Source organism: Paracoccus sp. DMF (genome assembly GCF_004407025.1).
Lineage (GTDB): Bacteria > Pseudomonadota > Alphaproteobacteria > Rhodobacterales > Rhodobacteraceae > Paracoccus > Paracoccus aminovorans_B.
On record NZ_SOKV02000009.1, the window covers coordinates 1 to 25166 of the forward strand.

Annotated in this window: 26 protein-coding genes, 2 pseudogenes and 1 riboswitch; of the genes and pseudogenes, 5 read left to right on the forward strand and 23 right to left on the reverse strand. The window is 71.3% G+C overall.

What is annotated here, in order from left to right; all coding sequences use genetic code 11:
• The 5 genes and pseudogenes from E3D03_RS07190 to E3D03_RS07210 all read right to left on the reverse strand — a co-directional run.
• Window positions 1-385 (reverse strand): annotated as a pseudogene (locus E3D03_RS07190) (electron transfer flavoprotein subunit alpha/FixB family protein); the annotation flags it as partial.
• A complete protein-coding gene (locus E3D03_RS07195) occupies window positions 385-1143 on the reverse strand; it encodes an electron transfer flavoprotein subunit beta/FixA family protein (RefSeq protein WP_263566398.1) in 759 nt (252 codons plus the stop codon). The pseudogene E3D03_RS07190 and the gene E3D03_RS07195, both read right to left, overlap by 1 nt.
• Window positions 1144-1263: 120 nt before the next feature.
• Window positions 1264-1836, reverse strand: a complete 573-nt coding sequence (locus tag E3D03_RS07200) for a cob(I)yrinic acid a,c-diamide adenosyltransferase (RefSeq protein ID WP_062561409.1) — start codon at window positions 1834-1836, stop codon at window positions 1264-1266.
• Between the two features lie 13 nt (window positions 1837-1849).
• Complete coding sequence (locus tag E3D03_RS07205; protein ID WP_263566399.1) at window positions 1850-2050, reverse strand: twin transmembrane helix small protein; 201 nt, start codon at window positions 2048-2050, stop codon at window positions 1850-1852.
• A 25-nt stretch (window positions 2051-2075) separates the two neighbouring features.
• Window positions 2076-2891, reverse strand: a complete 816-nt coding sequence (locus E3D03_RS07210) for an SDR family NAD(P)-dependent oxidoreductase (RefSeq protein ID WP_263566400.1) — start codon at window positions 2889-2891, stop codon at window positions 2076-2078.
• 102 nt (window positions 2892-2993) lie between these two features.
• On the opposite strand from E3D03_RS07210, the gene parC reads away from it, so the two are divergent.
• Complete coding sequence (gene parC, locus E3D03_RS07215; RefSeq protein WP_263566401.1) at window positions 2994-5222, forward strand: DNA topoisomerase IV subunit A; 2229 nt, start codon at window positions 2994-2996, stop codon at window positions 5220-5222.
• A gap of 24 nt (window positions 5223-5246) precedes the next feature.
• On the opposite strand, the gene E3D03_RS07220 is transcribed toward parC, so the two are convergent.
• From E3D03_RS07220 to cbiE, 8 genes are all read right to left on the reverse strand, one after another.
• Window positions 5247-5396, reverse strand: a complete 150-nt coding sequence (locus E3D03_RS07220) for a hypothetical protein (protein WP_156429097.1) — start codon at window positions 5394-5396, stop codon at window positions 5247-5249.
• A gap of 63 nt (window positions 5397-5459) precedes the next feature.
• Window positions 5460-6047: a cytochrome b/b6 domain-containing protein gene (locus tag E3D03_RS07225; RefSeq protein WP_062561406.1), complete on the reverse strand. Its 588-nt coding sequence runs from the start codon at window positions 6045-6047 to the stop codon at window positions 5460-5462.
• The gene (locus E3D03_RS07230) at window positions 6047-6502 is read right to left on the reverse strand and encodes a c-type cytochrome (protein WP_263566402.1); all 456 of its coding nucleotides are present in this window, start codon (window positions 6500-6502) and stop codon (window positions 6047-6049) included. The genes E3D03_RS07225 and E3D03_RS07230 overlap by 1 nt, the downstream gene beginning before the upstream one ends.
• Before the next feature lie 349 nt (window positions 6503-6851).
• On the reverse strand, window positions 6852-7604 hold the full coding sequence (gene cobF, locus E3D03_RS07235; RefSeq protein ID WP_263566403.1) for a precorrin-6A synthase (deacetylating): 753 nt from the start codon (window positions 7602-7604) through the stop codon (window positions 6852-6854).
• Complete coding sequence (locus E3D03_RS07240; RefSeq protein WP_263566404.1) at window positions 7601-8890, reverse strand: cobyrinate a,c-diamide synthase; 1290 nt, start codon at window positions 8888-8890, stop codon at window positions 7601-7603. Before E3D03_RS07240 ends, cobF begins: the two co-directional genes overlap by 4 nt.
• Entirely contained in the window at window positions 8887-9660 is a 774-nt protein-coding gene (cobM, locus tag E3D03_RS07245) for a precorrin-4 C(11)-methyltransferase (RefSeq protein WP_263566405.1), read from the reverse strand. Before cobM ends, E3D03_RS07240 begins: the two co-directional genes overlap by 4 nt.
• Window positions 9657-10007 carry a cobalamin biosynthesis protein gene (locus E3D03_RS07250; protein ID WP_263566406.1) on the reverse strand — a complete coding sequence of 117 codons (351 nt, stop codon included), beginning with the start codon at window positions 10005-10007 and terminating at the stop codon, window positions 9657-9659. The genes cobM and E3D03_RS07250 overlap by 4 nt, the downstream gene beginning before the upstream one ends.
• Entirely contained in the window at window positions 10004-11167 is a 1164-nt protein-coding gene (gene cbiE, locus E3D03_RS07255) for a precorrin-6y C5,15-methyltransferase (decarboxylating) subunit CbiE (protein ID WP_263566407.1), read from the reverse strand. Before cbiE ends, E3D03_RS07250 begins: the two co-directional genes overlap by 4 nt.
• On the opposite strand from cbiE, the gene E3D03_RS07260 reads away from it, so the two are divergent.
• Complete coding sequence (locus E3D03_RS07260; protein ID WP_263566408.1) at window positions 11166-11903, forward strand: cobalt-precorrin-6A reductase; 738 nt, start codon at window positions 11166-11168, stop codon at window positions 11901-11903. The two genes, cbiE and E3D03_RS07260, sit on opposite strands and share 2 nt — an antisense overlap.
• Here the strand turns inward: E3D03_RS07260 and cobJ are convergent.
• The 7 genes and pseudogenes from cobJ to E3D03_RS07295 form a co-directional block, all read right to left on the reverse strand.
• Complete coding sequence (gene cobJ, locus E3D03_RS07265) at window positions 11879-12607, reverse strand: precorrin-3B C(17)-methyltransferase (RefSeq protein WP_263566409.1); 729 nt, start codon at window positions 12605-12607, stop codon at window positions 11879-11881. The two genes, E3D03_RS07260 and cobJ, sit on opposite strands and share 25 nt — an antisense overlap.
• Window positions 12604-13353, reverse strand: a complete 750-nt coding sequence (locus E3D03_RS07270; RefSeq protein WP_411969802.1) for a precorrin-2 C(20)-methyltransferase — start codon at window positions 13351-13353, stop codon at window positions 12604-12606. Before E3D03_RS07270 ends, cobJ begins: the two co-directional genes overlap by 4 nt.
• Window positions 13354-13355: 2 nt before the next feature.
• Window positions 13356-13982, reverse strand: coding sequence for a precorrin-8X methylmutase (locus E3D03_RS07275; protein WP_263566494.1), 627 nt, complete (start codon window positions 13980-13982; stop codon window positions 13356-13358).
• A 918-nt stretch (window positions 13983-14900) separates the two neighbouring features.
• Window positions 14901-15128 (reverse strand): annotated as a pseudogene (locus E3D03_RS21315) (precorrin-3B synthase); the annotation flags it as partial.
• Window positions 15125-18265 (reverse strand): cobaltochelatase subunit CobN, encoded by a 3141-nt coding sequence (gene cobN / locus E3D03_RS07285; protein ID WP_263566411.1) that lies wholly within the window; start codon window positions 18263-18265, stop codon window positions 15125-15127. The pseudogene E3D03_RS21315 and the gene cobN, both read right to left, overlap by 4 nt.
• Window positions 18266-19300 (reverse strand): cobalamin biosynthesis protein CobW, encoded by a 1035-nt coding sequence (gene cobW / locus E3D03_RS07290; RefSeq protein ID WP_263566412.1) that lies wholly within the window; start codon window positions 19298-19300, stop codon window positions 18266-18268.
• The gene (locus E3D03_RS07295; protein WP_263566413.1) at window positions 19297-19671 is read right to left on the reverse strand and encodes a DUF1636 domain-containing protein; all 375 of its coding nucleotides are present in this window, start codon (window positions 19669-19671) and stop codon (window positions 19297-19299) included. The genes cobW and E3D03_RS07295 overlap by 4 nt, the downstream gene beginning before the upstream one ends.
• A 77-nt stretch (window positions 19672-19748) precedes the next feature.
• Window positions 19749-19952: riboswitch (cobalamin riboswitch) on the reverse strand.
• Window positions 19953-19989: 37 nt separating this feature from the next.
• Between E3D03_RS07295 and cobO the strand changes: the two genes are divergently transcribed.
• Both cobO and E3D03_RS07305 read left to right on the forward strand, forming a co-directional pair.
• Entirely contained in the window at window positions 19990-20601 is a 612-nt protein-coding gene (gene cobO, locus E3D03_RS07300; protein WP_263566414.1) for a cob(I)yrinic acid a,c-diamide adenosyltransferase, read from the forward strand.
• A 60-nt stretch (window positions 20602-20661) separates the two neighbouring features.
• A complete protein-coding gene (locus E3D03_RS07305) occupies window positions 20662-22173 on the forward strand; it encodes a YdgA family protein (protein ID WP_263566415.1) in 1512 nt (503 codons plus the stop codon).
• 45 nt (window positions 22174-22218) lie between these two features.
• Here E3D03_RS07305 and bluB read toward each other — a convergent pair whose 3' ends face one another.
• The 3 genes from bluB to leuD are packed head-to-tail and all read right to left on the reverse strand — an operon-like array spanning window position 22219 to window position 24475.
• Window positions 22219-22845 (reverse strand): 5,6-dimethylbenzimidazole synthase, encoded by a 627-nt coding sequence (gene bluB, locus E3D03_RS07310; protein WP_263566416.1) that lies wholly within the window; start codon window positions 22843-22845, stop codon window positions 22219-22221.
• Window positions 22842-23852 carry an endonuclease/exonuclease/phosphatase family protein gene (locus E3D03_RS07315; RefSeq protein WP_263566417.1) on the reverse strand — a complete coding sequence of 337 codons (1011 nt, stop codon included), beginning with the start codon at window positions 23850-23852 and terminating at the stop codon, window positions 22842-22844. Before E3D03_RS07315 ends, bluB begins: the two co-directional genes overlap by 4 nt.
• A gap of 17 nt (window positions 23853-23869) precedes the next feature.
• Window positions 23870-24475 (reverse strand): 3-isopropylmalate dehydratase small subunit, encoded by a 606-nt coding sequence (gene leuD / locus E3D03_RS07320; RefSeq protein WP_062561389.1) that lies wholly within the window; start codon window positions 24473-24475, stop codon window positions 23870-23872.
• Between the two features lie 92 nt (window positions 24476-24567).
• Between leuD and E3D03_RS07325 the strand changes: the two genes are divergently transcribed.
• Window positions 24568-25149, forward strand: a complete 582-nt coding sequence (locus tag E3D03_RS07325; RefSeq protein WP_263566418.1) for a hypothetical protein — start codon at window positions 24568-24570, stop codon at window positions 25147-25149.
• The last annotated feature ends 17 nt before the right edge of the window (window positions 25150-25166 follow it).

Genomic DNA, 25166 nt, shown 5'->3' on the forward strand with positions numbered 1-25166 from the left:
CATAGATCGGGCGCTCGAAGGTCTCGGCGTCGATGACCGCCGAGACATCCGACAGCACCATCACGTCCAAGAGCGCCGCGACGCGCGGCAGGATGTTCTTGGCATCGGTCGTCGCCGGGGCGGCAATGTGGCTGTAGTCGCCGGCGAGGCCGACGATCAGCGCCGCGGTCGGCTCGGCCAGGCGGTGGCCGTAGAGCGCATTCTCCGCCACCAGCACCTTCGACACGCCGGCGATCGTCGCGGCCTCGGCCGCGGCGGCTTGCGCCTGCGCGCCCGCCACCAGCACGGTCACATCGCCCAGAGCCTTGACCGCATGCACCGCCTTGGCGGTCGCGTCGCGGTTCAGCGCGCCATCGGTGACTTCACCCAACAGAAGAACGGCCATCAGATCACCCCCGCTTCTTTCAGTTTCGACACCAGCTCGTCGACCGAGCCGACCCGGATGCCGGCCTTGCGGCCCTCGGGCTCGCGCACCGAGACCACTTCCAGGCGCGGCGCGACGTCGACGCCGTAGTCGCCCGGGGTCTTTTCATCGAGCGGCTTCTTCTTGGCCTTCATGATGTTCGGCAGGCTGGCATAGCGCGGCTCATTGAGCCGCAGGTCGGCGGTGACCACCGCCGGCAGCGCCACCTCGATGGTCTGCAACCCGCCGTCGACCTCGCGCGTGACCTTGGCCTTGCCGCCCTCGAGCTCCAGCTTCGAGGCAAAGGCCGCCTGGCCCCAGCCCAGGATCGCCGCCAGCATCTGCCCGGTGGCGTTCATGTCGTTGTCGATCGCCTGCTTGCCGGCGATGATCAGCTCGGTGCCCTCGGCTTTCGCGACCGCGGCAAGGATCTTCGCCACCGCCAGGGGCTCGATGTCGGTCTGCACGTCCTCGGCGGCGACGACCAGGATCGCCCGGTCGGCGCCCATGGCGAGCGCGGTGCGCAGCGTCTCCTGGGCCTGCTTGACGCCGATGGAAACGGCGATGACCTCGGAGGCCTGGCCCTTCTCCTTCAGCCGGATCGCCTCCTCGACCGCGATCTCGTCGAACGGGTTCATCGACATCTTCACATTCGCAAGATCGACACCCGTGCCGTCAGCCTTCACTCGGGCCTTCACGTTGTAGTCGATCACGCGCTTCACTGGCACGAGAACCTTCATCAGCCTCTTCCCCTTGGTTGCGTCACCTGTTCGGGGGTTTTGTTAGCGGGCCGAGAACAGCATTGACAGGGGAAAAACGACCAGGACGTGTCGTTACATTTTCATTCCCCGACGTTGCCGCTAACGGCTGGCTCCTGGAACCCACAGGATATCCTGCGCGCCGTTTTCATTGGCGACGCGCCCCGCCACGAACAGCCAGTCCGACAGGCGGTTGAGATATTTCACGGCGGCCGGATTGGCGCCCTCGGCGGCCGAAAGCGTCACGGCGGCGCGTTCCGCACGGCGCGCCACGGTGCGCGACAGGTGCAGATGTGCCGAAAGCGCGCTGCCGCCGGGCAGGATGAAGCTGCGCAGCGGCGACAGATCGGCGTTCATCGCGTCGATTTCCGCTTCCAGCCGCGTGACCTGGGCGTCGATGATGCGCAGCACCGGATAGGGCGCCTCGGCGTCTTCCTCCATGCGCGGGCGCGACAGGTCGGCGCCAAGGTCGAACAGGTCGTTCTGGATCACCGCGATGCGTTCGGCCAGCGCGCCCGTCGCGTGCAGCCGCGCCAGGCCCAGCGTGGCGTTCAGCTCGTCCACGGTGCCATAGGCCTCGACCCGCAGCGAATCCTTGGGCACGCGCTCGCCGTTCGAGAGCGCGGTCTCGCCCTTGTCGCCGGTGCGGGTATAGATCTTGTTCAGGACGACCATCACTTGCTCCCCATCACTTGCTGCGGGCCCAGAGGTACAGCAGGAAGACGGCGATGGCGACGGCCTGGGCGATGATGCGCCAGCGCATCATGCGGTTGCCGTGCTTGCGGTTGAACTCGCCGCCCTTGGCGAAGCCGCCGATGCCGGTGGCGAGGATCACCACCACCGCGAGGCAGCAGATCATCAGCAGGTAGAACAGCGGATCGTTTCGCATCGCGGGCCCCTTTTCGGCGCTGACACTAGCTGCGCCGCGCGAACCAGTCCAGTGCGCGCGTCGAAAGCAGCCGCCGGCCGATGCCCGAGACATGCGTGGGCGTGGTGACGTAATAGCGCGGGCGCGGGTTCGCCGATTCCAGCGCCAGCGCGATCCTTTCGCTGACGGCGCGGGGCGGCAGCTCGAAACGATCCTTCTTCGCCGCCGGTTCATAGAGCCGTTTCAGCAGGCTGGCTTCGTATTGGGCGCGGCGCGGGCTGTCGCGCCAGTCGATCCACCGCTCGAAGTGCGGGATCGAGTTCAGGCGGATCTTCGTGCCGATGGGGCCGGGCTCGATCAGCACGATCTTGACCGGCGTGTCGGCCATCTCGACGCGCAGCACGTCGGTCAGCCCTTCCAGCGCGAATTTCGTCGCCACATAGGCGCCGCGCCAGGGGATGCCGACCAGCCCCAGCACGGAGGAGATATTCACCACCCGCCCGCCCTGCGTGCGGAAATGCGGGAGCAGCCGCGTGGTCAGGTCGTGGGTGCCGAACAGATTCGCCTCGAAGATCGCGCGCAGGGCGCCGCGCGGCAGGTCCTCGGCGGCGCCGGGAATGGCGAAGGCGGCATTGTTGACCAGCGCCGTCACGCCCTGCGCCGCTGCCGCCTCGGCGCAGCGGGCCACGCTGTCCTCATCGGCCAGTTCCAGGTGCAGGGGCTGGAAGCCCTCGGCACGGCGGGCCTCGAGATCCGCCTCGCGGCGGCAGGTCGGGATCACCCGCCAGCCACGGTCGCGCAGGTGATGCGCCGCGTCGAGGCCGATGCCCGAGGAGCAGCCGGTGATCAGGACGGTCTTCATCGCGCCTCCGGTTTTTGCGGCTGTTCTGGGGCATGGCGGGGCTTCGCGCAAGCCGCGCATTTCCGGCTGGACCGGCGCGGGCGGCGGGCCTATTTGTCGGCCATGTCAGACGATCCGAACACCTCCGATCCGGTTCAGCCCGATCAGACCAGCTCCGAGCCGCTGTCGCGCGCCATCGGCGAGCGCTACCTGACCTATGCGCTGTCGACGATCATGAACCGGGCGCTGCCCGATGCCCGCGACGGGCTGAAGCCGGTGCATCGCCGCATCCTGTTCGCCATGCGCGAGCTGCGGCTGTCGCCCAGCGGCGCGTTCCGCAAATCGGCCAAGATCAGCGGCGACGTGATGGGCAACTATCACCCCCACGGCGACGCGGCGATCTATGACGCCATGGCGCGGCTCGCCCAGCCCTTCGCCATGCGCTATCCACTGGTGGACGGGCAGGGCAACTTCGGCAATATCGACGGCGACAACCCCGCCGCCAGCCGCTATACCGAGGCCCGCCTGACCGCCGCCGCCGAGGCGCTGATGGAGGGCCTGGCCGAGAATGCGGTCGATTTCCGCCCGAACTACGACGGCACGCTGGAAGAGCCCATCGTGCTGCCGGCGGCCTTTCCGAACCTCTTGTGCAACGGCGCCAGCGGCATCGCGGTGGGCATGGCGACCAACGTGCCGCCGCACAACCTGCACGAGGTCATCGACGCCTGCCTGCATCTGATCAAGGCGCCGGATGCGCGCGACGAGACGCTGGTTTCCATCATTCCCGGCCCGGATTTCCCGACCGGCGGCGTGCTGGTCGAATCGCGCGAGGTGATCGCCGAGGCCTACCGCACCGGCCGCGGCAGCCTGCGCCTGCGCGCGCGCTGGTCGGTCGAGGACCTGGGCCGCGGCAACTGGCAGGTGGTCGTGACCGAGATCCCCTATCAGGTGCAGAAATCCAAGCTGATCGAGCGGCTCGCCGAGGTGATCCAGCTGAAGAAGGTGCCGATCCTGGCCGATGTCCGCGACGAATCGGCCGAGGACATCCGCATCGTGCTGGAGCCGCGCACCCGCGCCGTGGACCCCGAGCAGCTGATGGCGGCGTTGTTCCGGGTCAGCGACCTGGAAGTGCGCTTCGGCCTGAACATGAACGTGCTGATCGACGGCCGCGTGCCCAAGGTCTGCTCGCTGAAAGAGGTGCTGCGCGCCTTCCTCGACCACCGGCGCGAGGTGCTCTTGCGCCGCTCGAACCACCGGCTCGACAAGATCGCGGCGCGGCTCGAGGTGCTGGAGGGCTATATGATCGCCTTCCTGAACCTCGACCGGGTGATCGAGATCATCCGCCACGAGGACGAGCCCAAGGCGGTGATGATGGCCGAGTTCCGGCTGTCCGAGGTGCAGGTCGAGGCGATCCTGAACATGCGCCTGCGCGCGCTGCGCCGGCTCGAGGAAATGGAGCTGCGCACCGAGCACGAGACCCTGACCGCCGAGCGGGCCGAGCTGATGGCGATGCTGGCGGATGAATCGGCGCAATGGGGCCGCATCGCTGGCGAATTGCGCGAGACGCGGACGAAATTCGGCAAATCCGCCCCCGGCGGCCAGCGCCGCACCGAGATCGGCGAGGCCGGCGAGGTGGCCGAGATCGACATGGATTCGATGATCGAGCGCGAGCCGGTCACGGTGATCCTGTCCAAGATGGGCTGGATCCGCGCCATGAAGGGCCACCAGCCGCTGGATGCCGAGGTCAAGTTCAAGGACGGCGACGGCCCCTTCATGGCCTTCCACGCCGAGACCACCGACAAGCTGATGGTCTTCGGCGCCAACGGCCGCTTCTATACCCTGCCGGCGAACAACCTGCCCGGCGGCCGCGGCATGGGCGAGCCCCTGCGGCTGATGATCGACCTGCCGAACGACGCCGGCGTGATCGCCATGTTCCCCTGGCGCGAGGGGCGCTGGCTGGTCGCCTCGAAGGCCGGGGACGGCTTCATCGTGCCGGCCGCCGACATTCTGGCGCAGACCCGCGCCGGCAAGCAGGTGCTGAATGGCGAGGCCGCGCTGTGCCGTCCCGTCACCGGCGACCATGTCGCGGTGGTGGGCGACAACCGCAAGCTGCTGGTCTTCCCCTTGGACGAGCTGCCCGAGATGGGCCGCGGCAAGGGCGTGCGGTTGCAGAAATACAAGGACGGCGGCCTGTCGGATGCGATCTGCATCACCCTGGCCGAAGGGCTGCGCTGGCAGGAAAGCGGTGGCCGCACGAGGACCGAGCCCGACCTGACCGAATGGCTGGGCAAGCGGGCCGGCACGGGCTACATGGCGCCGCGCGGCTTCCCGCGCGACAACAGGTTCAACTGAGCCAGGGCGGGGGAAATTCCCCGCCTAGCTGTTGGTGGTCTGCGGCAGCACCGGCCGTTCGGTCTGGGTCTGGGCCGACTGGTCCTGTTTCACCTTGTGGCCCGGGCAATCGGCCAGGGCCGGCAGCGCCGTCACCACCAGCACCAAGGCAACGGCGGCGGTCTTGCGGATCATCTCGCGTTCTCCTTTTCTCGCTTGCACGGCATCAGGCTGACACGCAGGGGCGATTCGAACAAATCACGATTCGCGGTCGCGCACCTGCTTCACCCCGGTCAGCATCGGCCGGACCAGATCCTCGCGCTTCCAGAAGCGATAGAACAGGATCACCCCGATGTGCAGCACCACCAGCAGCAGGATCAGGTTGGCGCCCAAACCGTGCCAGCCCACCGCCTTGGCGCGCGTGGCGCTGCTGACAGAGGAGGCCAGCGGCCCGACGTTGATATAGTCGTCCGGGTCCGAGATCAGGCCGCTGCTGACCTGCGCCGCCAGCACCGCCAGCATGGCGATCACCGACAGCGCGCCCAGCGGGTTGTGGCCGGGCCAGTGGCTGGGCTCGCGCAGGAACATGCCGCGCATATAGCCGGCGATGGCGCCAGGTCCGCGGATGAAATGCGAGAACCGCGCCGGCGCCGGGCCGACAAAGCCCCAGAGCAGCCGGAACAGCAAAAGCCCCGCCACGACATAGCCGCACCAGAAATGCAGCGTCATCTTGGCGGGGCCGAACTGGCCCAGGCACCAGCCGGCGGTGACGAAAAACGCCAAGAGCCAGTGGAACCCGCGCAACAGCGGGTCCCACAGCCGGACCTCTCGCACCGGCCCCGGCATCAGCTCTTTTCGCGGAAATTGTCGTGGCAGGCCTTGCAGGCGCCGCCCAGCTTCTGCACCACCGGCCCGACATTCGCCGCGCCGCCCTTCACCGCCTCCGAGGCGCCGGTCGCGGCCTCTTGCAGCCCGGCGAACTTGGCGCGGAACTCGTCCATGTCGGTCCAGATCGCGGGCTTGGCGGCGCTGTCCTCGGCCTGGCCATGGGCGCTGCCCTCGATGAACAGGCTGGGCAGGTCGTAATGGGTCAGCGCCTCGATATTGGCGGCGGCGCGGCTGGCCGCGGCCTCGTCATAGGCAACGTCGCCCTTGGCCATGCCCGAAAGCATGCCCATGTTGATCGCCAGCATCTGATAGAAGCCGTGGCGGGCCTCGATGGCTTGGTGGATCGGGTCGTCGTCCTGGGCGATGGCGGCCAGCGGCATCGTGGCCAGCGCGGCGGCGAGGATCAGGCGCATATCAATTCCTTTCATGTGGCTTTCGGCTGCATTTTCAAAGGCGCGCGTCGGCCAAGCGTCGCACAACCGGCCGGTTCTGCCAACGCGGCTGCAATGCCGATTCCGTGAAGAACCGCGCCCTTCCTCCGGCTTTTTGGGCCGTGGGTGCCGGGTTTTGCGCAAAATCCGGGCAGCGGCGCGCGGCAGTCGGGTCTGCGGACGGTTTTGCTTGCCTGATGCTGCATTGCGGCGCAACCTGAGGAGGACGGGGCCGCATCCCCCGTCTACCCCGGGCCGCACGGGGTCTTCATGGCAGACCGCCGTTCATGCCCGCGTCTCCTCCCTCCACGCGGGCATGGGCGGCGGCTTTTCAACCTGCCGGCCGGCTGCGTTGCAGCAGATAGATGTCCATGATCCAGCCATGTGCGGCGCGGGCCCTGGCGCGGGCGGCCAGGATGCGCGGGCCGGCCTCGGCCAGGGGGCCGGCGATCAGCAGCTCCTCGGGCATGCCCAGGAAGGCGCCCCACCAGATCTGCACCCCCTCGGGGTCGAGGCTCTGGAACGCGCAATCCCCGTCCAGCATGACCACGGCGCGGTCGGTGCCGGGGGGCCAGCCGTGGTCGCGGATCTGCCGGCCGGTGGTGATGGTGACCGGCTCGGCGACCGCGTTCAGCGGGATGGCATGCGCGGCGCAAAGCGCCTGGATCGCGGTGATGCCGGGAATGACGCGCAGGGTCAGCGGCAGGCGGCGCGCCACGCGCCCGGCGATGCGCAGCGTGCTGTCGTAAAGCGAGGGATCGCCCCAGACCAGCAGCGCCGGGCGGATGGCGCCATGGCTGCGGATGACCTTTTCCCACTGCTCGGCGATGGCGTCGTGCCAGGCCTCGACGCCCTGGCGATAGCCGTGTTTCGCCTCGCGGGCGGGCATCTCGAACAGCGCCATGGGCGGCGGGCTGGCCAGCACGCGCCGGACCAGCGCCTGGCGCAGCTGCGCCAGGTCGGCCTTGTCCCCGCCCTTCGCGGGGATCAGGATAAGGTCGGCCGCCGCCATGGCCGCGATGCCGTCGCGGGTCAGGTGGCCGGGGCTGCCGGTGCCGATGCCGATCAGCGTCAGTTCGATCATGGCGCCTCTCCGATCAGGTGGAAGAAGCTGCCCGAGGCATGGCCGCGCTGCGATCCGGTCTCGGGCACCGCATCGCCATTGGCGTCGGTGACGCGGGCCAGGGGCGCGTCGGGCTGGGCGAGGATGGTGGCATAGTGGAACTCGTGCCCCGCCAGCGGCTGCGGGTAGAGCCCGCCCATCGGCATGGCCCGGCGATAGCCCAGGTGCATGCGGCGCTGCGCGTAGCTGGTCTCCAGCCCCAAGAGCCCGGCCATCTGGTGCCGCGTGCCCTGCGCATCGACCAGCCCGGCGCCCATCGCCATATAGCCGCCACATTCGCCATGCACCGGCCGGGTCTCGGCGAAGCGCCGCAGCCCGTCGCGGAACCGCGCGGCCGAGGCCAGCCGGCCGGCGTGCAGTTCGGGATAGCCGCCGGGCAGCCAGCAGGCCCCGGCGCTGTCGTCGGGCACCTGATCCGCCAGGGGCGAGAAGGGCAGGATCACCGCCCCCGCCGCGCGCCAGCCGGCGATCAGATGCGGATAGACAAAGGAAAACGCATCGTCCTGCGCCAGGGCGATGCGCTCGGCCGGCGGCGGCAGCGGACGGAACGGCTCGGGCGCGATGCCGCCCCGCGCCGCCGCGATGATCGCGTCCAGGTCCAGGTGCCGGGCGGCGGCCGCGCCCGCCTGGGCCAGCAGCGCGTCCAGCGCGGCATGTTCGCGCGCCTGCACCAGGCCCAGGTGGCGCTCGGGCAGCTCGATCCCGGCCTCTCGCGGCAGCACGCCCAGCACCGGGATCGCAAGCCGGTCGAAGGCGAGCCGCATCAGCGCCTCGTGCCGGGGCGAGGCTGTGCGGTTCAGCACCACGCCGGCCAGCGCCACGTCGCGCCGCATCTCGCGAAACCCCAGCGCCACGGCGGCGGCGGATTGCGCCTGGCCCTTGGCATCGATCACCAGCAGCACCGGCCAGCCGGTCAGCGCGGCCATGTCGGCGCTGGCGCCATTGCCGCAGCCGCCCGGCCGGGCCACCCCGTCGAAAAGCCCCATCGAGCCCTCGGCCACCGCGATATCGGCAGGCCCGGCGCTGCCGACCAGATGCGCGATCTGCGCCCGGCCCATGGCCCAGCTGTCCAGGTTGAACGACTCGCGCCCCGCCGCCGCGCGGTGAAAGGCCGGGTCGATGTAATCCGGCCCGCTCTTGAACGGCTGGACCGCGAGGCCCCGTGCCCGCAGGGCCGCGATCAGCCCCAGCGTGACCGTGGTTTTCCCCGAGCCCGAAGCGGGCGCGCTGACCAGAATCCCCCTCATTCCGGGAACCGCGGCGCGGTGCCGACCGGGCGGAAGCGGCGGTCGTAATCGCCGGCATAAAGCCGGCTTTCGTCGAAGCACTCGGCCGCCAGGGCCGCGCCGACCAGGATCAGCGCCGTGCGCTCGCCTTCGCCGATGCCGGGGTCCAGCGTCGAAAGCGTGGCGCGGATGATGCGCTGGTCGGGCCAACTGGCGCGGAACACCACCGCGACCGGGCAATCGGCGCCGTAATGCGGGGTCAGTTCCGACAGCACGCGGTCCAGCACATGCACCGACAGGTGGATCGCCAGCGTGGCGCCGGTGGCGGCGAAATTCGCCAGCGTCTCACCCTCGGGCATCGCGGAGGCGCGCCCCGAGGTCCGGGTCAGCACCACCGATTGCGCGACGCCCGGCAGGGTCAGCTCCGCCCCCAGCGCGGCGGCTGCGGCGGCGAAGCTGGGCACGCCCGGCGTCACGTCATAGGGGATGCCGGCCGCGCGCAGCCGCCGCAACTGTTCGCCCATCGCCGACCAGACCGACAGGTCGCCCGAATGCAGCCGCGCCACGTCATGGCCTGCGGCATGCGCGGCGGCGATCTCGGCGACGATCGCGTCCAGGTCCATGCTGGCGGTGTTGACGATCCGCGCGCCGGGCGGGCAATGGCTCAGCAGCGCCCGCGGCACGAGGCTGCCGGCGTAAAGGCAGACCGGGCAGGCGGCGATCAGGTCGCGCCCCCGCAGGGTGATGAGGTCGGCGGCACCGGGGCCGGCGCCGATGAAATGGACGGTCATGCGGGGTCTCCTTCGGCAATGGCGCAGGTCGCCATGCCGTCTTGCGAAAGGACGCGGGGGGTCACGATGCGGGCGCCGGGGGCCAGCGCCGCCAGCGCCGCCGCCTCGGCCAGCGAGCCGGTGGCAAAAAGCGCGCGGACGCGCGGCGATTGGGTGGGGGTGGCGCGGCCCGCGACATCGACCGCCAGCAGCGGCAGGGCCAGTTGCGCGGCCAGGGTGCGGATCGCCGGCGCCTCGGCCTTGGCCGTTGCGGTGGCCAGCGCATCGGCGGCGCCCGCCCGGGCCAGCGCGTCGGCCAGCGAGGCGGTGCCGGCCGCCTTGCGGAAACCCAGGCCCGCGACCCTCATGGCCGGCTCCAGATGGTGACGCTGCGGGCCGGGGTCCAACCGCGCATCCGGCCGAGCGGCGCCGCCTCCTCGACCGACAGGCGGGTCAGGTGGCCGCCGAGCCGGGCGTGCAGCTGCGCGACCAGCGCCTCGGTCTCCAGCGTGACGGCATTGACGACCAGCCGGGCCGGGGGCAGGGCGGCGATCACCTCGGCGCTGGCCCCGCCGCCGACGAAGATCGCATCGGGCGCGGGCAGGCCGGCCAGCGCCGCGGGCGCCGCGCCCGCGACGCTGCGCATGCGGCCGGCCAGCCCGAAGGCCTCGATATTGGCGGCGATGTTCGCCAGCCGGCCGGGCCGCGGCTCGACCGTCACCGCGCGCCCGCCGTTCAGGCACCATTCCACGCTGACCGAGCCCGAGCCGCCGCCGATGTCCCACAAGAGTTCCCCGACCCGAGGCGCCAGATGCGCCAGCGTCACCGCCCGCACCGCTTGCCGGGTGATCTGGCCGTCATGGGCAAAGGCGTCGTCGGGCAGGCCGAAGCCGCGCGGCAAGCCGCTGCCCGGCGGCAGGTCCGCCCCGTCCAGCGCCACCGCGACCGGGGCGGTGCAGTCCAGCGCAAAGCCGTCCGCCCGCGCCTGCCGGATGCGCTCGCGCGGGCCGCCCAGGGCTTCCAGCACCACCATGCGCGTTGCACCCAGCCCCTGCGCTGCCAGCCATTCGGCCAGGCCGCGCGGGGCGTCGCCGTCGCGCAGCAGGCAGATCGCTCGCGCCCCCCGCGTCAGCAGCGGGCGCAGCCGCGCGAAGGGCGCGGCGTGCAGGCCCAGGCAAGCCACCTCCTCCAGCCGCCAGCCCAGCCGGGCGGCGGCCAGCGAGAACGTGCCCGGGGCGGGATAGGCGCGCCATTCGCCGGGCGCCAGCGCCTCGGCCAGCGTGGCCCCGGCGCCATGCCAGAACGGATCGCCCGAGACCAGCGCCGCCACCCGCCGCCCGCGCTGCGCCAGAAGCGGTGCCACCGAAAACGGCACCGGCCAGGCCTGCCCGGGGACACCCGCCAGCGCCAGGTGCCGGGGCGCGCCGAAGACGATTTCCGCGCCGGCCAGCGCCTCGCGGCTTGCGTCGGTCAGACCTGCCGGTCCATCTTCGCCCAGACCGATGATCGACAGCCAGGGCTCAGCCATGACGCGCATCCTTCTTCTGGGCGGCACGACCGAGGCCGGCGCCATGGCCCGCGCCCTGTCCGAGGCCGGAACGGAGGCGGTGTTCTCCTATGCCGGCCGCACCGAGAACCCCGCCCCGCAGCCGCTGCCGACCCGCATCGGCGGCTTCGGCGGGGTCGAGGGGCTGCTGCTGTTCCTGCGCGAGAACGGCATCAGCCATGTCATCGACGCGACGCATCCCTTTGCCGAGGGCATGAGCCGCAATGCCATCGCTGCCTGCGCGCGGGCCGGGGTGGCGCTGATCGCGCTGGAGCGTCCGGCCTGGACCCCGCAGCCCGGTGACCGCTGGACCCGCGTGGCGGATTACGCGGCGGCGGCGCGGGCGCTGCCCGGCGACGGCTCGACCGTGTTCCTGGCCATCGGCCGGCAGAACCTGGCGCCCTTCGTCGGGCTGAACCACCGCTGGCTCTTGCGCTTTGCCGAGGTCGCGGCCCATCCCCTGCGCGACGCGACGCTGATCGCCTCGCGCGGGCCCTATACGGTGGCCGGGGACGTGGCGCTGATGCAGCGCCATGCCGTCGCCCATGTCGTCGCCAAGAATGCCGGCGGCCGCGCGGCCGAGGCCAAGCTCGCCGCCGCGCGCCAGCTGGGCCTGCCGGTGGTGATGATCGACCGGCCCGCGCTGCCCCATCGCCGCAGCGTGGCGACGGTGGCCGAGGTGATGGCCTGGCTTCATGGCGCCGACCGGGGCGTATAGACCCAAGGGCCGACCCGCCGCGTGGCGCTGTTGCCCAGGATGACCATGGTGCGCATGTCGGCCATTTCGGCGCGGGCCTCGGCCAGCGTGGTGGTGCGGATCGCCTCGTCCGGGGTCGAGACGGCGCGGGCGAAGCTGATCAGGCGCCCGGGCCCGCATTCCTCGCGCAGGATCTCCAGCACGCGGGCAAAGCCCTCGGGGCGGGCGCGCGAGCGCGGGTTGTAGAAGGCCATGGCGAAATCCGCCTGCGCCGCGAGCCGCAGGCGTTTCTCGATCAGGGCCCAGGGCTTCAGGTTGTCCGACAGGTTGATGGCGCAGAAATCATGCCCCAGCGGCGCGCCCAGCCGGGCGGCGGCCGCCAGCATGGCGGTGATGCCGGGCAGGATGCGGATCTCGGGCGCATCCGCGCGCCCCTCCAGCGCCTCGAAGAGCGCCGAGGCCATGGCGAAGACGCCCGGATCGCCCGAGGAAACCACCGCCACCCGTCGCCCCGCTGCGGCCAGGTCCAGCGCATGGCGGGCGCGGTCCAGCTCGACGCGGTTGTCCGAGGGGTGCAGCACCAGCCCGGCACGCGGCGCGATGCGGGCGACATAGGGGATATAGCCGACCACGTCGGTCGCCTCGGCCAGCGCGGCTGCGACCTCGGGGGTGAGCAGATCCCCGGCGCCGGGGCCCAGGCCCGCGACCGCGACCCAGCCGCTCATTCGGCGGCATCCGCCAGTGGACGGCGGCCGTTGCCATGCACCAGCACGGTCGCGAAATAGGGGCAGGCGTCCAGGTCGGCCTGCGCCAGAGGGGTCACGCGCTGGTTCGGCATGGTGCCGCGCTCGACCAGCCAGGCGTCGGCCATGCGGCCCGAGGCCGCCAGCGCGCGGGCGATCTTGGGCAGGTTGCGGCCGGTCTTCATCACCACCAGCGCCTGCGCCTGCTGCATGTGGCGGGCCAGCTCCGCCTCGGGCAGCGTGCCCATCAGCACCGTCATGGCGTCGTCGCCCCAGGTCATCGGCTGGCCGATGGCGTTCCAGCAGCCGGTCATGCCGGGAATGCCGGGGATCACCTCGACCTCGGCCAGGCCCTGCAAGCGGGCATGCAGATGCATGAACGAGCCATAGAACAGCGGGTCGCCCTCGCACAGCACCACCACGTCGCCGGTCGCGGCCAGCGCCGCCAGCCGCGCGGTCCAGTCGTCGTAGAAGGCCGACAGCAGGCGGTTGTATTCCGGGCTGTCGAAAGGGATCTCGACCGTCACCGGATATTCCATCGCGTGCTCGATGACGCCCGGGGCCAGCATCTCGGCCACGATGCGGCGGGCCTGGCCCGGCCGGCCCTTCTTGCGGAAATAGGCGATCTGGCGCGCCTGCCGGATCGCCCGGTCGGCACGGACCGAGATCAGGTCGGGGTCGCCCGGACCAAGGCCGGCGCAGATGATCTTTCCGGGTTTCGGGCCCATGGTCATTCCTTCCGGCTGGCCAGCGCGTTGACGGCGGCGACGGTGATGGCCGAGCCACCCAGGCGGCCGCGCACGACAAGCGCCGGCGCCGGCAGGTCGGCCATCAGCGCCTCCTTGGATTCGGCGGCGCCGACGAAGCCCACCGGACAGCCGATGATCGCCGCCGGCCGCGGGCAGGCGGGGTCCTTCAGCATGTTCAGCAGGTGGAACAGCGCCGTCGGCGCATTGCCGATGGCGACCACGGCGCCGGCAAGGTCGTCGCGCCACAGCTCCAGCGCCGCCGCGCTGCGGGTATTGCCCATGTGCGCGGCCAGTTCGGGCACGCGCGGGTCGTGCAGGGTGCAGATCACGCGATTCGCGGTGGGCAGGCGCGGGCGGGTGATGCCCTCGCTGACCATGCGCGCGTCGCAAAGGATCGGCGCGCCAGCCGCCAGCGCCGCCCGCGCCGCCTCGGCCATGCCGGCCGAGAATTGCACGTCGCGTTCCAGCCCGACCAGCCCGGCGGCATGGATCATGCGCACCACGACCGGCTCTTCCTCGGGGGAAAAGCGCGCCAGCTTTGCCTCGGCGCGGATGGTGGCGAAGGACTGGCGATAGATCGCGGCGCCGTCGGTTTCGTAGTGATGCATGGTCGGGCCCTGGTTTTTCGTGGGGATGGCACGCGGCGCGAAATCGGGCAAGCGCAGGATCTCTGCCGCGCTCAGCTGCCGCGCCGCCGGCGGATCGGACGGCGTGCCGTCGCGGATCAGGTCGAAGCGGTCCGGTCCGACCGCGACCAGCGTGACCGAGGCCGGGCCTTGCCGCGCGCAGCCCTTGGCGCAGCCGCTGGCGTGCAGCGTGCCGCCGAGCTTGGGCGCCAGCCGGCGGGCCAGGGCGCGCACATCGGCCAGGGCCTGCGGGCAGCCGGGCGCGCCGGTGCAGGCGTGGCTGCGCAGCAGCGGGTCGTCCGGGGCCTCGATGGCCCCGGCGAGCCGGACCGGCGCGTCGGATTCCACCAGCAGCATCCGCCAGGGCGTCAGCCGCACCGGCGCGCCGATCCGGGCCAGCTGCGCCGCCGTGACCTGCCCGAAGGCGAAGCCGATCAGCCAGCCGCCAAGGCTCGCGCCGGGCTGCGGCGGCGCGGCAGGCCGCGGTCGCGGGCCCGGAACGGCGCCCGGCGGCGGCGGCACGCGGGCCGCCAACGCCGCCATGCGGCCGCGCCCGTCGCGCATGCCGCCCTGCACCACGAACCAGCGCGCCAGCGCCAGCGCGGTCTCGGCCCCGCCCGGCAGCGACCAGTCGGCGCCTTCGGGCCAGCAGCGCCAGCCGCCGGGGCCGGGGATCAGCCGGACATCGGTCGGCGCCATCGCCAGCACCGGCGCGGCCTCGTCCACGGCAAAGCCGAACTTGCCCGGCAGCGCCGGGGCGTCGGGCGCGGTCAGCAGGGCGGCCAGCCGCGCGGCCTCGGCCCAGGCCGCGCCGCCCAGCGGGGCCAGCGGCGACAGCATGACATTGCGCCGCGCCTCGGCCTCGGGCGTGGCGTCCAGCAGGTCCAGCGCCGCCAGCGCCGCGACGGCCTTGGCATGGCCGGCCGCGTCCAGCCCGCGCAATTGCAGGTTGGCGCGGCTGGTCAGGTCGATCAGCCCGTTGCCGTGGCTCCAGGACAGGTCGGCGATGGCCTGCACTTGATCCGCCGCCAGCCGGCCATTGCGCGCCCGGATGCGCAGGACCAGCCCGTCGCCCGATTGCATCGGCCGCAGCGCGCCGGGACACCAGCCCTTGACCTGAAAGCTCATGCCACCCCCAGGACCGAATTGCGCCGGCTGACCCAGAGGCCCGCCTCCAAGAGCCGCGCGAACAGCGCCCGCATTGCGTCCAGCGCGGCCGGGTTTTCCCGCGCCATGAACGCCACCACCTCGGGCCGGCCCAGCGTCGCGGCATGATAGAGGTCGAACAGATGTCCCGGCACCACCCCCGCCAGATTGGCGAAGGCCGCCATATGGTCCAGCGTCGCCGCGATCTCGGCCGCGCCGCGAAAGCCGTGCCGCATCATGCCGTCGGCCCAGGCGGGGTTGGCGGCGCGGGCGCGGGTGACGCGGGCGATCTCTTCGGTCAGGGTGCGGGCGCGCGGTGCGTCGGGCCGCGTCGCGTCCAGATGGTAAAGCGCCGGGACCGCGGCCCCGATCCGCGCCATGGCGGCGGCGAAACCGGCCTCATGCGCGGCATAATCGGCGGCCAGCAGCAGGTCGGATTCCGGCAGGTCCTGGGCATGGACGAAGGCGTCGGCCCCGGCCAGCCTGTCGCGGAGCGCCTGCGACCGGTGCGAGATGCGCCCGTCGGCGCCGATGGCATGCGAGGATGCGGCGAGCCAGGCCTCGCCCGCCGCTGCCCGCGCCTCGGCGGTGAAGGTCTCGGCCAGATCGCCGATGCCCATCCCATAGAGCCCGGGCTTCGGGCCAAAGACCCGGGGGGCGCGCGCCAGGTAAGGGTTGTCCGCGGGCGCCTCGTCGCGGGTGGCCAGCGCGGCGGCGCCAGTCTCGAACAGCTGCGCGAGACCCGGGAAGATGTCGCGAAACAGGCCCGAGACCCGCAGCGTCAGGTCGATGCGCGGCCGGCCCAGTTCCGCCAGCGGGACCACTTCGACGCCGGCGACCCGGCCCGAGCCCGCATCCCAGCGCGGCGCAAGCCCCGCCAGATGCAGCGCCATGGCGAATTCCTCGCCCGCCGTGCGCATGGTGGCGCTGCCCCACAGGTCGACGACCAGCCCGCGCGGCCAGTCGCCGTGGTCTTGCAGGTGGCGGCGCAGCAGCTCCTCGGCCAGCTTCACCCCCTGGGCATGGGCGTTTCGGCTGGGCACGGCGCGCGGGTCCACGGAAAACAGGTTGCGCCCGGTCGGCAGCACATCCGGCCGGCCCCGCGCGGGCGAACCCGACGGGCCCGGCGCGACCGGCCGCCCGGCCAGCGCGCGGGCCAGCCCCTGCGCCTCGCCCGGCGCGGCGCCATAGACGTGCAGCCCGTCGCCGAAGCGGCTGTCCTTGAGATCGCAGAGGAAGCGGTCGATCAACGGGATCGCCTCGGCGGCGGCGGCGGCGGGCGGCAGGCCCAGGTCGGCCTCGACGCCCGCCGCGCGCGCCTCGTCGCGGATGGCGCCGATCAGCCGGTCGCGGCGGCGCGGGTCCAGCCCGTCGGCGGTCGAATATTCGTCCAGCAGCCGTTCCAGATGCGCCAGGTTCTCCGGCATCTCGGCCGCGACCAGCGGCGGCGGCAGGTGGCCCAGCGTCACCGCGGAAAGCCGGCGCTTGGCCTGCGCCGCCTCGCCCGGATCGTTGACGATGAAGGGATAGACGACCGGCAGGTCGCCCAGCAGCGCCTGCGGCCAGCAGGCCGGCGACAGCGCCACCGACTTGCCCGGCAGCCATTCCAGCGTGCCATGCGCGCCCATATGGACCAGGGCCTCGGCCTGGGTCCGCAGCCACAGGTAAAAGGCCACGTATTCGTGGCGCGGGGTGCGGCCGAGGTCGTGGTAGTCGTCGGCGCGGGTTTGTACCGCGCCGCGTTCGGGCTGCAGCGCGATCAGGTCGGCGCCGTGGCGGATGGCGGCGAAACCCAGCCTCTCGGGCGGTGGGCCCCAGGCCGCATGCAGATCGTCGCGCAGGCTCTGCGGCAGGGTCGCCAGCGCGGCGCGGTAGTCGGCAGCGGGCCAGTCGATGCGCTCGGTCAGCAGCCTGTGCGCCAGCCCGGCGTGGTCCAGGCCCAGCATGGCGCCCGCCGATGCCAGCGCGTCCAGCCCGACCGCATGGGCCAGCTGATGCGCCTTGCCGGGATAGGTCGAGAGCACCACCGCCCGCCGCGCCGCGGGCAGCGCCAGCCGCGCCCGGATCCGCGCCGCCGCCTGCGCGACCAGCACCGGGTCGGGGGCGTGGACCAGGCGGGCGAATTGCAGGTCGGGATCGCGCGGCTGGGCCGCCTTGAAGCTGATCGCGCCCAGGAAGATGCGGCCGTCGACCTCGGGCAGCACGACATGCATGGCAAGATCGGCGGCGGAAAGGCCGCGATCCTCGGCGGCCCACAAGTCCCGCGTAGCGGTCGAGAGCGCGACCTGGAACACGGGGCAATCCGCCGCGTCGAAGGGCGTGGCGCCGGCATCGTCGCGCGCGGAAAAGGCGGTCAGGTTCACCACCGCCCGCGTATCGGCCAAGTGCGGCGCGAGCCAGGCCGCGAAGCCCGGCGCCTTCAGCGAGGGCGCGAAGACCCCGCTGGCCGGCAGGCCCGCCGCGCGCAGCGCCCGGATCATCGCATCGACCGGGCCGAGGTCGGCGCTGGTCAGGTAGCTGCGATAGAAGCTGACCAGCACCCCGGGCTCGGGCCGGTCGGTCACGCCCCGGTCGGGGTCGTAGAAGCCGAAGTCGGGCACCTGCGGCTGGCCGGCGACCGGCGCGGCGTCCAGCCCCGCCGCCCGCGCCAGTTCCGCCAGCGCCATCTGCGCCGCCACCGCGCCGCCCTGGTCGCAAAGCGCCGACAGGCTGCGCAGCGTCTCGCCCGGCAGGGTCGAGAACCGCTCCAGCACCGGATCGGGGCGGCCGTCGGCGGGCAGCAGCGCCAGCGCGATGCCCTGCCGGCGGGCCAGGTCTTGCAGCGTGGCGATGCCATAGGGCCAATAGGCCTCGCCGCCGATCAGCCGCACCAGCACGGCGCGGGCATGGGACAGCACCGCATCGGCATATTGATCGACCGAAACCGGGTGGCGCAGCGCCGAGATGTTCAGCAGCCGCAGCGCGGGCAGGCCGCCCTGGGCGCGATGCCAGCCGGCCGCGAAGGCGCCGAGGTCGCTGTCGGAATAGGACAGCACCACCAGATCGGCCGGGGTCTGGCCGGGATCGGTGGGGGTCTCGGTTTCCTCGAGCCCCCGGCTTTCGCGGAAAACGACGTGCATCTAACCCACCAGAACCGCCCAGATCGCGGCTTCGTCGATGTCGTCATGCTCGGCGATGACGACAAGGCGCGACAGGCGCGGCCGATCGCCCCAGGGCCGGTCGAACTGATGGCGCACGCGCTCGCCCACCGCCTGCACCAGCAGGCGCATCGGCTTGCCGGCGACGGCGACATGGCCCTTGACCCGCAGCGCCTTCTGCTCGCGCGCCAGCCGCTGGATGCGGGCGGCCAGATCGGCGGGGTCTGCGATTTCCGGCAGGTCGATCACCACCGAATCGAAATCGTCGTGTTCGTGGTCATCGGCGCCGTCGTGATGGCTGGGGCGGGCGGCGAGGTCGTCCTCGGCCGCCGCCGCCAGGCCCAGGATCAGCCGCGGGTCGATGATGCCGTCGGTCAAGGGCAGGATCGGCAGGCGGCGCGGGGTTTCGGCCTCGATCACCGCGCGGGCGGCGGCCAGCCCGTCCGCGCCTGCCAGGTCGGCCTTGCTGAGCAGCACGATATCGGCGCAGGCGATCTGGTCCTCGAACACCTCGGACAAGGGCGTCTCGTGGTCCAGGCCGGGATCGGTGGCACGCTGGGCCGCGACCGCGGCCTCGTCCGGGGCGAAGCGGCCGGCGGCCACGGCCTCGGCATCGGCCAGCGCGACCACCCCGTCCACGGTGATGCGCGAGCGGATCGCCGGCCAGTCGAAGGCCTTGAGCAGCGGCTTCGGCAGCGCCAGGCCCGAGGTCTCGATCAGGATGTGGTCGGGCCGCGCGGGCATCGCCATCAGCTTTTCCAGCGTCGGGATGAAGTCGTCGGCCACCGTGCAGCAGATGCAGCCGTTCGAAAGCTCGAGGATGTTCTCCTCGGGGCAATTCGCATCGGCGCAGGATTTCAGGATCTCGCCATCGACGCCCATGGTGCCGAATTCATTGACCAGCACCGCCAGCCGCTTGCCCTGCGGGTTCGCCATCAGGTGGCGGATCAGCGTGGTCTTGCCGGCGCCCAGGAAGCCGGTGATGACGGTGACGGGGGTCTTGGTCAGGTCGGTCATGATTCATCCAGTCGGGAGGCCAAGGGGGGAGGAATGCGCGCGATGCTGCGCTTGCGGAAAATCGGGCTGCGCTCGCGCCATGGCACGATGCCGTCGGGCGTGGCGGCATAGGCGCTGGCGCCTTGCAGGATCTCGGCGGCGTCCTGGGCCTCCATGCGGCCATAGACATAGGTCCAGCGGTCGGGGCCGGAGAGCGCGATGGCGGCACCGTTCGAACAGGCGGACAGGCATTCGACCGGGCGGATCACCACGCCCGCCGGATCGGGGTGGCGCAGCAGCGCCGCCATCAGGCGCTGTCCCGGCACGGGCTGGCCGTCGACGACGGGCTCGCCGGCGCGGCAGGTGATGCAGACATGCAGCGTCACGGTCATGCCTCAAGTCCCCTGGTCATGGCGGCATGAGGCAGGGCGCAGGCGCCCGAACCCCAGCAGGAACACCCCGTCCGCCGGTCAATCCTTCGTTGCGCGGCAGGTCTCCCGGCTTGCGGATTCGGGCTGATCGCCCACGGGCGCCCGCCTTCCCGGCCTTGCGGGCCAGTGGCATCGGGCGACCTTTCCGGTCACGGTCGCGGGGGCGGCTGCTTTCGGGCTTTCACCCGTCGCATTCCCTTTTCACCTGTCATAGGACAGGAACCGGCGCGCCTCATGCTCTGCGCTGCCGGCCCCCGCTTGTCAAGCAAAGGAGTCCCGATGGAAACCGACGACAACGCCCGCCACGCCCAGAAGATGGCCAAGGTCAAGGCCGCCCGCGACCGGATGATGGCCGGAAAGCAGGGCGAAAAGGGCCTGATCATCGTCCATACCGGCAAGGGCAAGGGCAAGTCCTCGTCCGGCTTCGGCATGATCCTGCGCTGCATCGCCCATGGCATGCCCTGCGCCGTGGTGCAGTTCATCAAGGGCGCCTGGGACACCGGCGAGCGCCGGCTCTTGACCACGCATTTCGGCGATTTGTGCCAGTTCCACGCCATGGGCGAGGGCTTCACCTGGGAGACGCAGGACAAGGCCCGCGACATCGCCGCCGCCCGCGCCGGCTGGGACAAGGCCAAGGAACTGATCCGCGACCCCGAAATCCGCATGGTGCTGCTGGACGAGATCAACATCGCGCTGCGCTATGACTACCTGGACCTGGACGAGGTGCTGGGCTTTCTGCAGGACGAAAAGCCGCCGATGACCCATGTCGTGCTGACCGGGCGCAATGCGAAGCCGGAACTGATCGCCGCCGCCGATCTCGTGACCGAGATGGAGATGGTGAAGCATCCGTTCCGCGACGGCATCAAGGCCCAGCCGGGGGTGGAGTTCTAGGCCGGAATCGGCTCATCTGACGACGTTGAACGGCTTTGCCTGCGTGCGAGAGGAATATTCATGATCCATTTCAGACAAGGACTTGTGGCGCTGCTGGCGCTGGGGCCGGTCTCGGCCGCCTGGGCGGTGCCGGCGACCGACGAGGGCGCGGCGCGGCTGACCGGCGTCCTGCAGACCTACCTGGGCGCGACCGAGGGCGTGGTCAGCGTCACCCCGCAGGGCGACAGCTACCAGCTGAAGATCGACCCGGCGCCGCTTCTGGCGCAGGTGCCGGATGCCAAAGCGCAGATCACCGTCTCGCCCCTGACCTATGCCTTGACCGACAATGGCGACGGCAGCTGGGGCGTCAGCGAGGACCAGGTGCTCAGCTGGTCGGTGGTGGTGCCGAAGATGTTCGAGCAGAAGGGCACCGCCAAGGTGCAATCCACCGGCACCTGGGACGCGGCGCTGAAGGGCTTCCGCGAGCAGAAGGCGGTGATGACCGATTACGTCATCGATTCCGTGCAATATGCCCCGCCCGAAGCGGTGGGGCCGGACGGCATGCCCGTCGCGCCCGCGCCGGATGCCGCGCCGCAGGTCGTCTCGCGCGACCACCAGACCACGGCGCGGATGGAGGTCGAAATGACCGGCACCGCCGGCAAGGCGGGCGGCGTGGACCAGGCGATGACGTTCACCGCCACCGACCTGAAGCAAAGCCAGGAACTGATGTCCGGCCCCGGCGGCGCGCCGATGCTGATCGAGGTGTCGGCCCCCGGCTATGACGGCAAGGGGCTGATGGCCGGCGCGCGCTCGGATGGCATGCTGTCGCTTCTGGCCTGGTTCGTTGCCCATCCGTCCGAGGCGCAGATCAAGCAGTCGCAGGACGGGCTGCGCGACCGGCTGGCCGCCGCCATGCCGCTGTGGGACGACCTGAGCCTGGAGATGGCGATCCGCGACATGAAGATCGGCTCGCCCATCGGCGAATTCGGCCTGGCCTCGGCCACGCTGGGCCTGGGGCTCAGCGGTGCTGTGCCGGACGGGCGGCTGGCCGAGAAGCTGGTGCTTTCCGGCCTGACCGTGCCCGAGGGCGTGCTGCCGCCTTGGGTCGCGCCGATCCTGCCGCAAGAGGTGTCGCTGGACTTCGCCGCCTCGGACTTCGACCTGGCGGCGCCGGCAAAGCTGCTGATCGAAAGTTTCGATCTGAATGCCGAGGAGCCGCTGGCCAGGCTGTCGCCCGAGCAGATGCAGCAGGCCTTGCTGCCCGGCGGCAAGGCGATGCTGAAACTGGCGCCCTCGCAGATCAAGGGCGACGGCTACCAGATCGACTATCGCGCCGATGTGGCGGTCGGTCCGGGCGCGGCGCCGGTGGGCGCGGCGCTGGTCTCGGCCAGCGGGCTCGACACGCTGGAATCGGCGCTGGCCGCCGCGCCGCAGGACGAGGCCGCGCAGCCGCTGATGATGCTGCGCATGGCCCGCGCCATGTCGAAGCCGGGCGAGGGCGGCGATGCGGTCTGGGACATCCAGATGCCGGAAGGCGGCCAGATCAGCGTGAATGGGCAGCCGATGGGCCCGCCGCCCGCGCCGCAGCAGTAAGCCGCCGTCCCCAGAAAACGGGCCCCGCCGCGACCACGGCGGGGCCTAGCGTTTCTGCCAGCCCGGCGCGGTATTGGCCTGCCAGCCGGTGCGATGCAGCAGCGGCGTGTCGTCGGTGAACTCGGGCCAGCCGAGGCACAGAAGCGCGGTGAACTCCCAACCCTCGGGCACCTGCAGCAGCAGGCCGACATGCGCCGGGTCCAGGATCGAGACCATGCCCAGCCCCAGCCCGCGCACCCGCGCCGCCAGCCACAGCGTATGGATCGCCATGGCGGTGGACTGGTGCAGCGTTGCGGGCATGGTGGCGCGGCCCAACCCGTGGCCCTCGGCAGGGCTCGTGTCGGTAAAGACCGCCAGCCAGACCGGCGCCCGGTCCAGCCCGGCCAGCTTCAGCGCGTCATAGGCGCGGCGCTGCTCGCCCTGATAGCCCGCGGCGGCCTCGGCATTGCAGCGCAGGAAATCGGCGCGGATCTCGGCCCGCAGGTCCGGGCTTTCGACGCGGATCACCCGCCAGGGCCGGGAATTGCCGACCGAGGGCGCGAGCTCCATCGCGGCGTGGAGTTCGTCCAGCAAGGGTTCGGGCACCGGGTCGGTGCGGAAATGCCGCATGTCGCGGCGCCAGCGCAGGATGCGGTCGAGCGTGTCGCGGTCGGCATCGTCGAATTGGGTCATGGCCAGTCCAGCTCCACCCAGACCAGGCGATGTGCGGAAGCGGTCAGCGCCGCCTTGGCGAGCGGCCCCTCGGCCGGCCAGAACACGCCCGAATCGGTGATCTTCAGCCCCTTCGCGGGCAGCACGTAATCCACCCGCAGGTTGCCCGGCGGCTTGTCGTCGGGCCAGTCGCCGGTATCGAGGCCCGGGTCGCCCTTGTGGCTGTCGTTGACGCCGCCCCTGGCCGCCGCGCCGCCGGCGCTGCGGGGCAGGGGGTCGGTGACATGGGCCATGACCTGCGCCAGCGCCTGCGGCCGGCCCTCGCTGTCCTGGGGATCCAGGTTCAGGTTCCCGGCCAGCACGAAGGGCGCATCGGGCAGGTGGCCCAGCCAGAAGGCCAGCTCGTCATGATTGCGGCGGCCGTTCAGATCCTCGGGCCCGTCGAAGACCGGCGGCGTGGCCGACATGGCCAGCAGGTGCAGCGGCCGGCCCGCCACCGTCACCACCGCGTCCCAATGCCCGGTCGAGGACAGCCGGCGCAGCGCCCGAACATCCTCGGGCAGCTTGGGCATCAGATTGCCGGGCAGGTCGCGCCACAGCACATCCGTGTAATCCGTCACCGGACCGATGGGGTGGCGCGATAGGATCGCCATGCCGCCCTGGCCGGTGAATTCGCCGAAGCCCTGGGCATCGTCCGCCGTGCCCAGCCGCCCGTCCGCGTCCAGGTCCAGCCCGGTCGCCATGCCGCTGTTCGGCCGGGCGGCGAAGCGATGCGGATAATCCAGCCCGGCCTGTGCCAGCCGGGCGGCAAAGGCGTCCAGCGCCCGGTCCTCATAGTCCCAGTCGAAATCGGTCAGCAGCAGCACGTCGGGCCGGGTCTCGGCCAGCACGGCGACGACGGCGGCGACCTGCGCATCCTCGCGGCCGAGATCGCGCAGCAAAAGCCCCGGCCCGTCGCGCGACAGGTCGGGGCTGTAGGTGGCGATGCGCAACGGCGCGGCCGCCGCCGGCAGGGCAGCGACCGCCAAGGCAAGGGCGAGCGCCCTTAGACCCAAGGCCGGCTCTGGGCCATCTGCGTCTCATAGGCGTCGATCGACGGGGCCTTTTCCATGGTCAGGCCGATGTCGTCCAACCCGTTCAGCAGGCAGTGACGGCGGAAGGGGTCCAGCTCGAAGGGGAAGCTCTGCCCGTCCGAGGTGGTCACGGTCAGGTTCTCGAGGTCCACGGTCATGCGGGCATTGGCGCCCTTGCGGGCGTCCTCCATCAGCACCTCCACCACCTCGGGCGGCATGACGATGGGCAGGATGCCGTTCTTGAAGCAGTTGTTGTAGAAGATGTCGGCGAAGCTGGTCGAGATCACGCAGCGGATGCCGAAATCCAAGAGCGCCCAGGGCGCGTGTTCGCGCGACGAGCCGCAGCCGAAGTTGTCGCCGGCGACGATGATCTGGCTGTCGCGCCAGGCCGGCTGGTTCAGCACGAAATCCGGCACCTCGGTCCCGTCGGGGTTGAAGCGCATCTCGTCGAACAGGTTCTTGCCCAGACCCGAGCGGTGGATCGTCTTCAGGAACTGTTTCGGGATGATCATGTCGGTGTCGATATTGACCAGCGGCATGGGGGCCGCGATGCCGGTCAGGGTGGTGAACTTGTCCATTTCTTGATCCTCGCAGAATTGACTTGGGGGCGCAGCCCCCGTTAACCGAGACCCGTCCGGCGCGCGGCGCCATGTGCATACGGGTTTCGCTGATGTTTTTCGGTTTTTCCAGCCTTTCCGCCCTGCGTGCCTGCATTGCGCGCGACTGGACGCCGCAGATCGGCGACCCCGAGATCACCGGCTGGCTGACGGTGCTGTCCTATCTGGCCTGCCTGGCGCTGGCGATTGCCGTGCTGCGCCGCCGCCCCGCCCGCGCGGCGCGCGGGCTGTGGCTGGCCATCGCGGTGCTGATGGCGGCCTTGGCCCTCAACAAGCAGCTCGACCTGCAGACCGCGCTGACCGCCACCGGGCGCTGCATGGCCCATGCCCAGGGCTGGTACGACAACCGCTGGCTGGTGCAGCTGGCCTTCATCGCCGGGCTGGTGCTGGGCGTGGCGGGCGCGCTGCTCTGGGCGACGAAATCCCTGCGCGGGCACATGCGCGGCAATGGCCTGGCCCTGGTCGGGCTGGCCGTGCTGTGCGGTTTCGTGCTGGTGCGCGCGGTGGGTTTCCATCATGTCGACAGGCTCCTCAGCCTGGATTTCGCGAACCTCAAGTTCAACTTCTGGTTCGAGAACGCCGGGCTGGTGCTGATCGCGATCAACGCCCTGATGCTGCTGAGGCGGGGCCGCTAAGACCCCGCCCGCAGGCA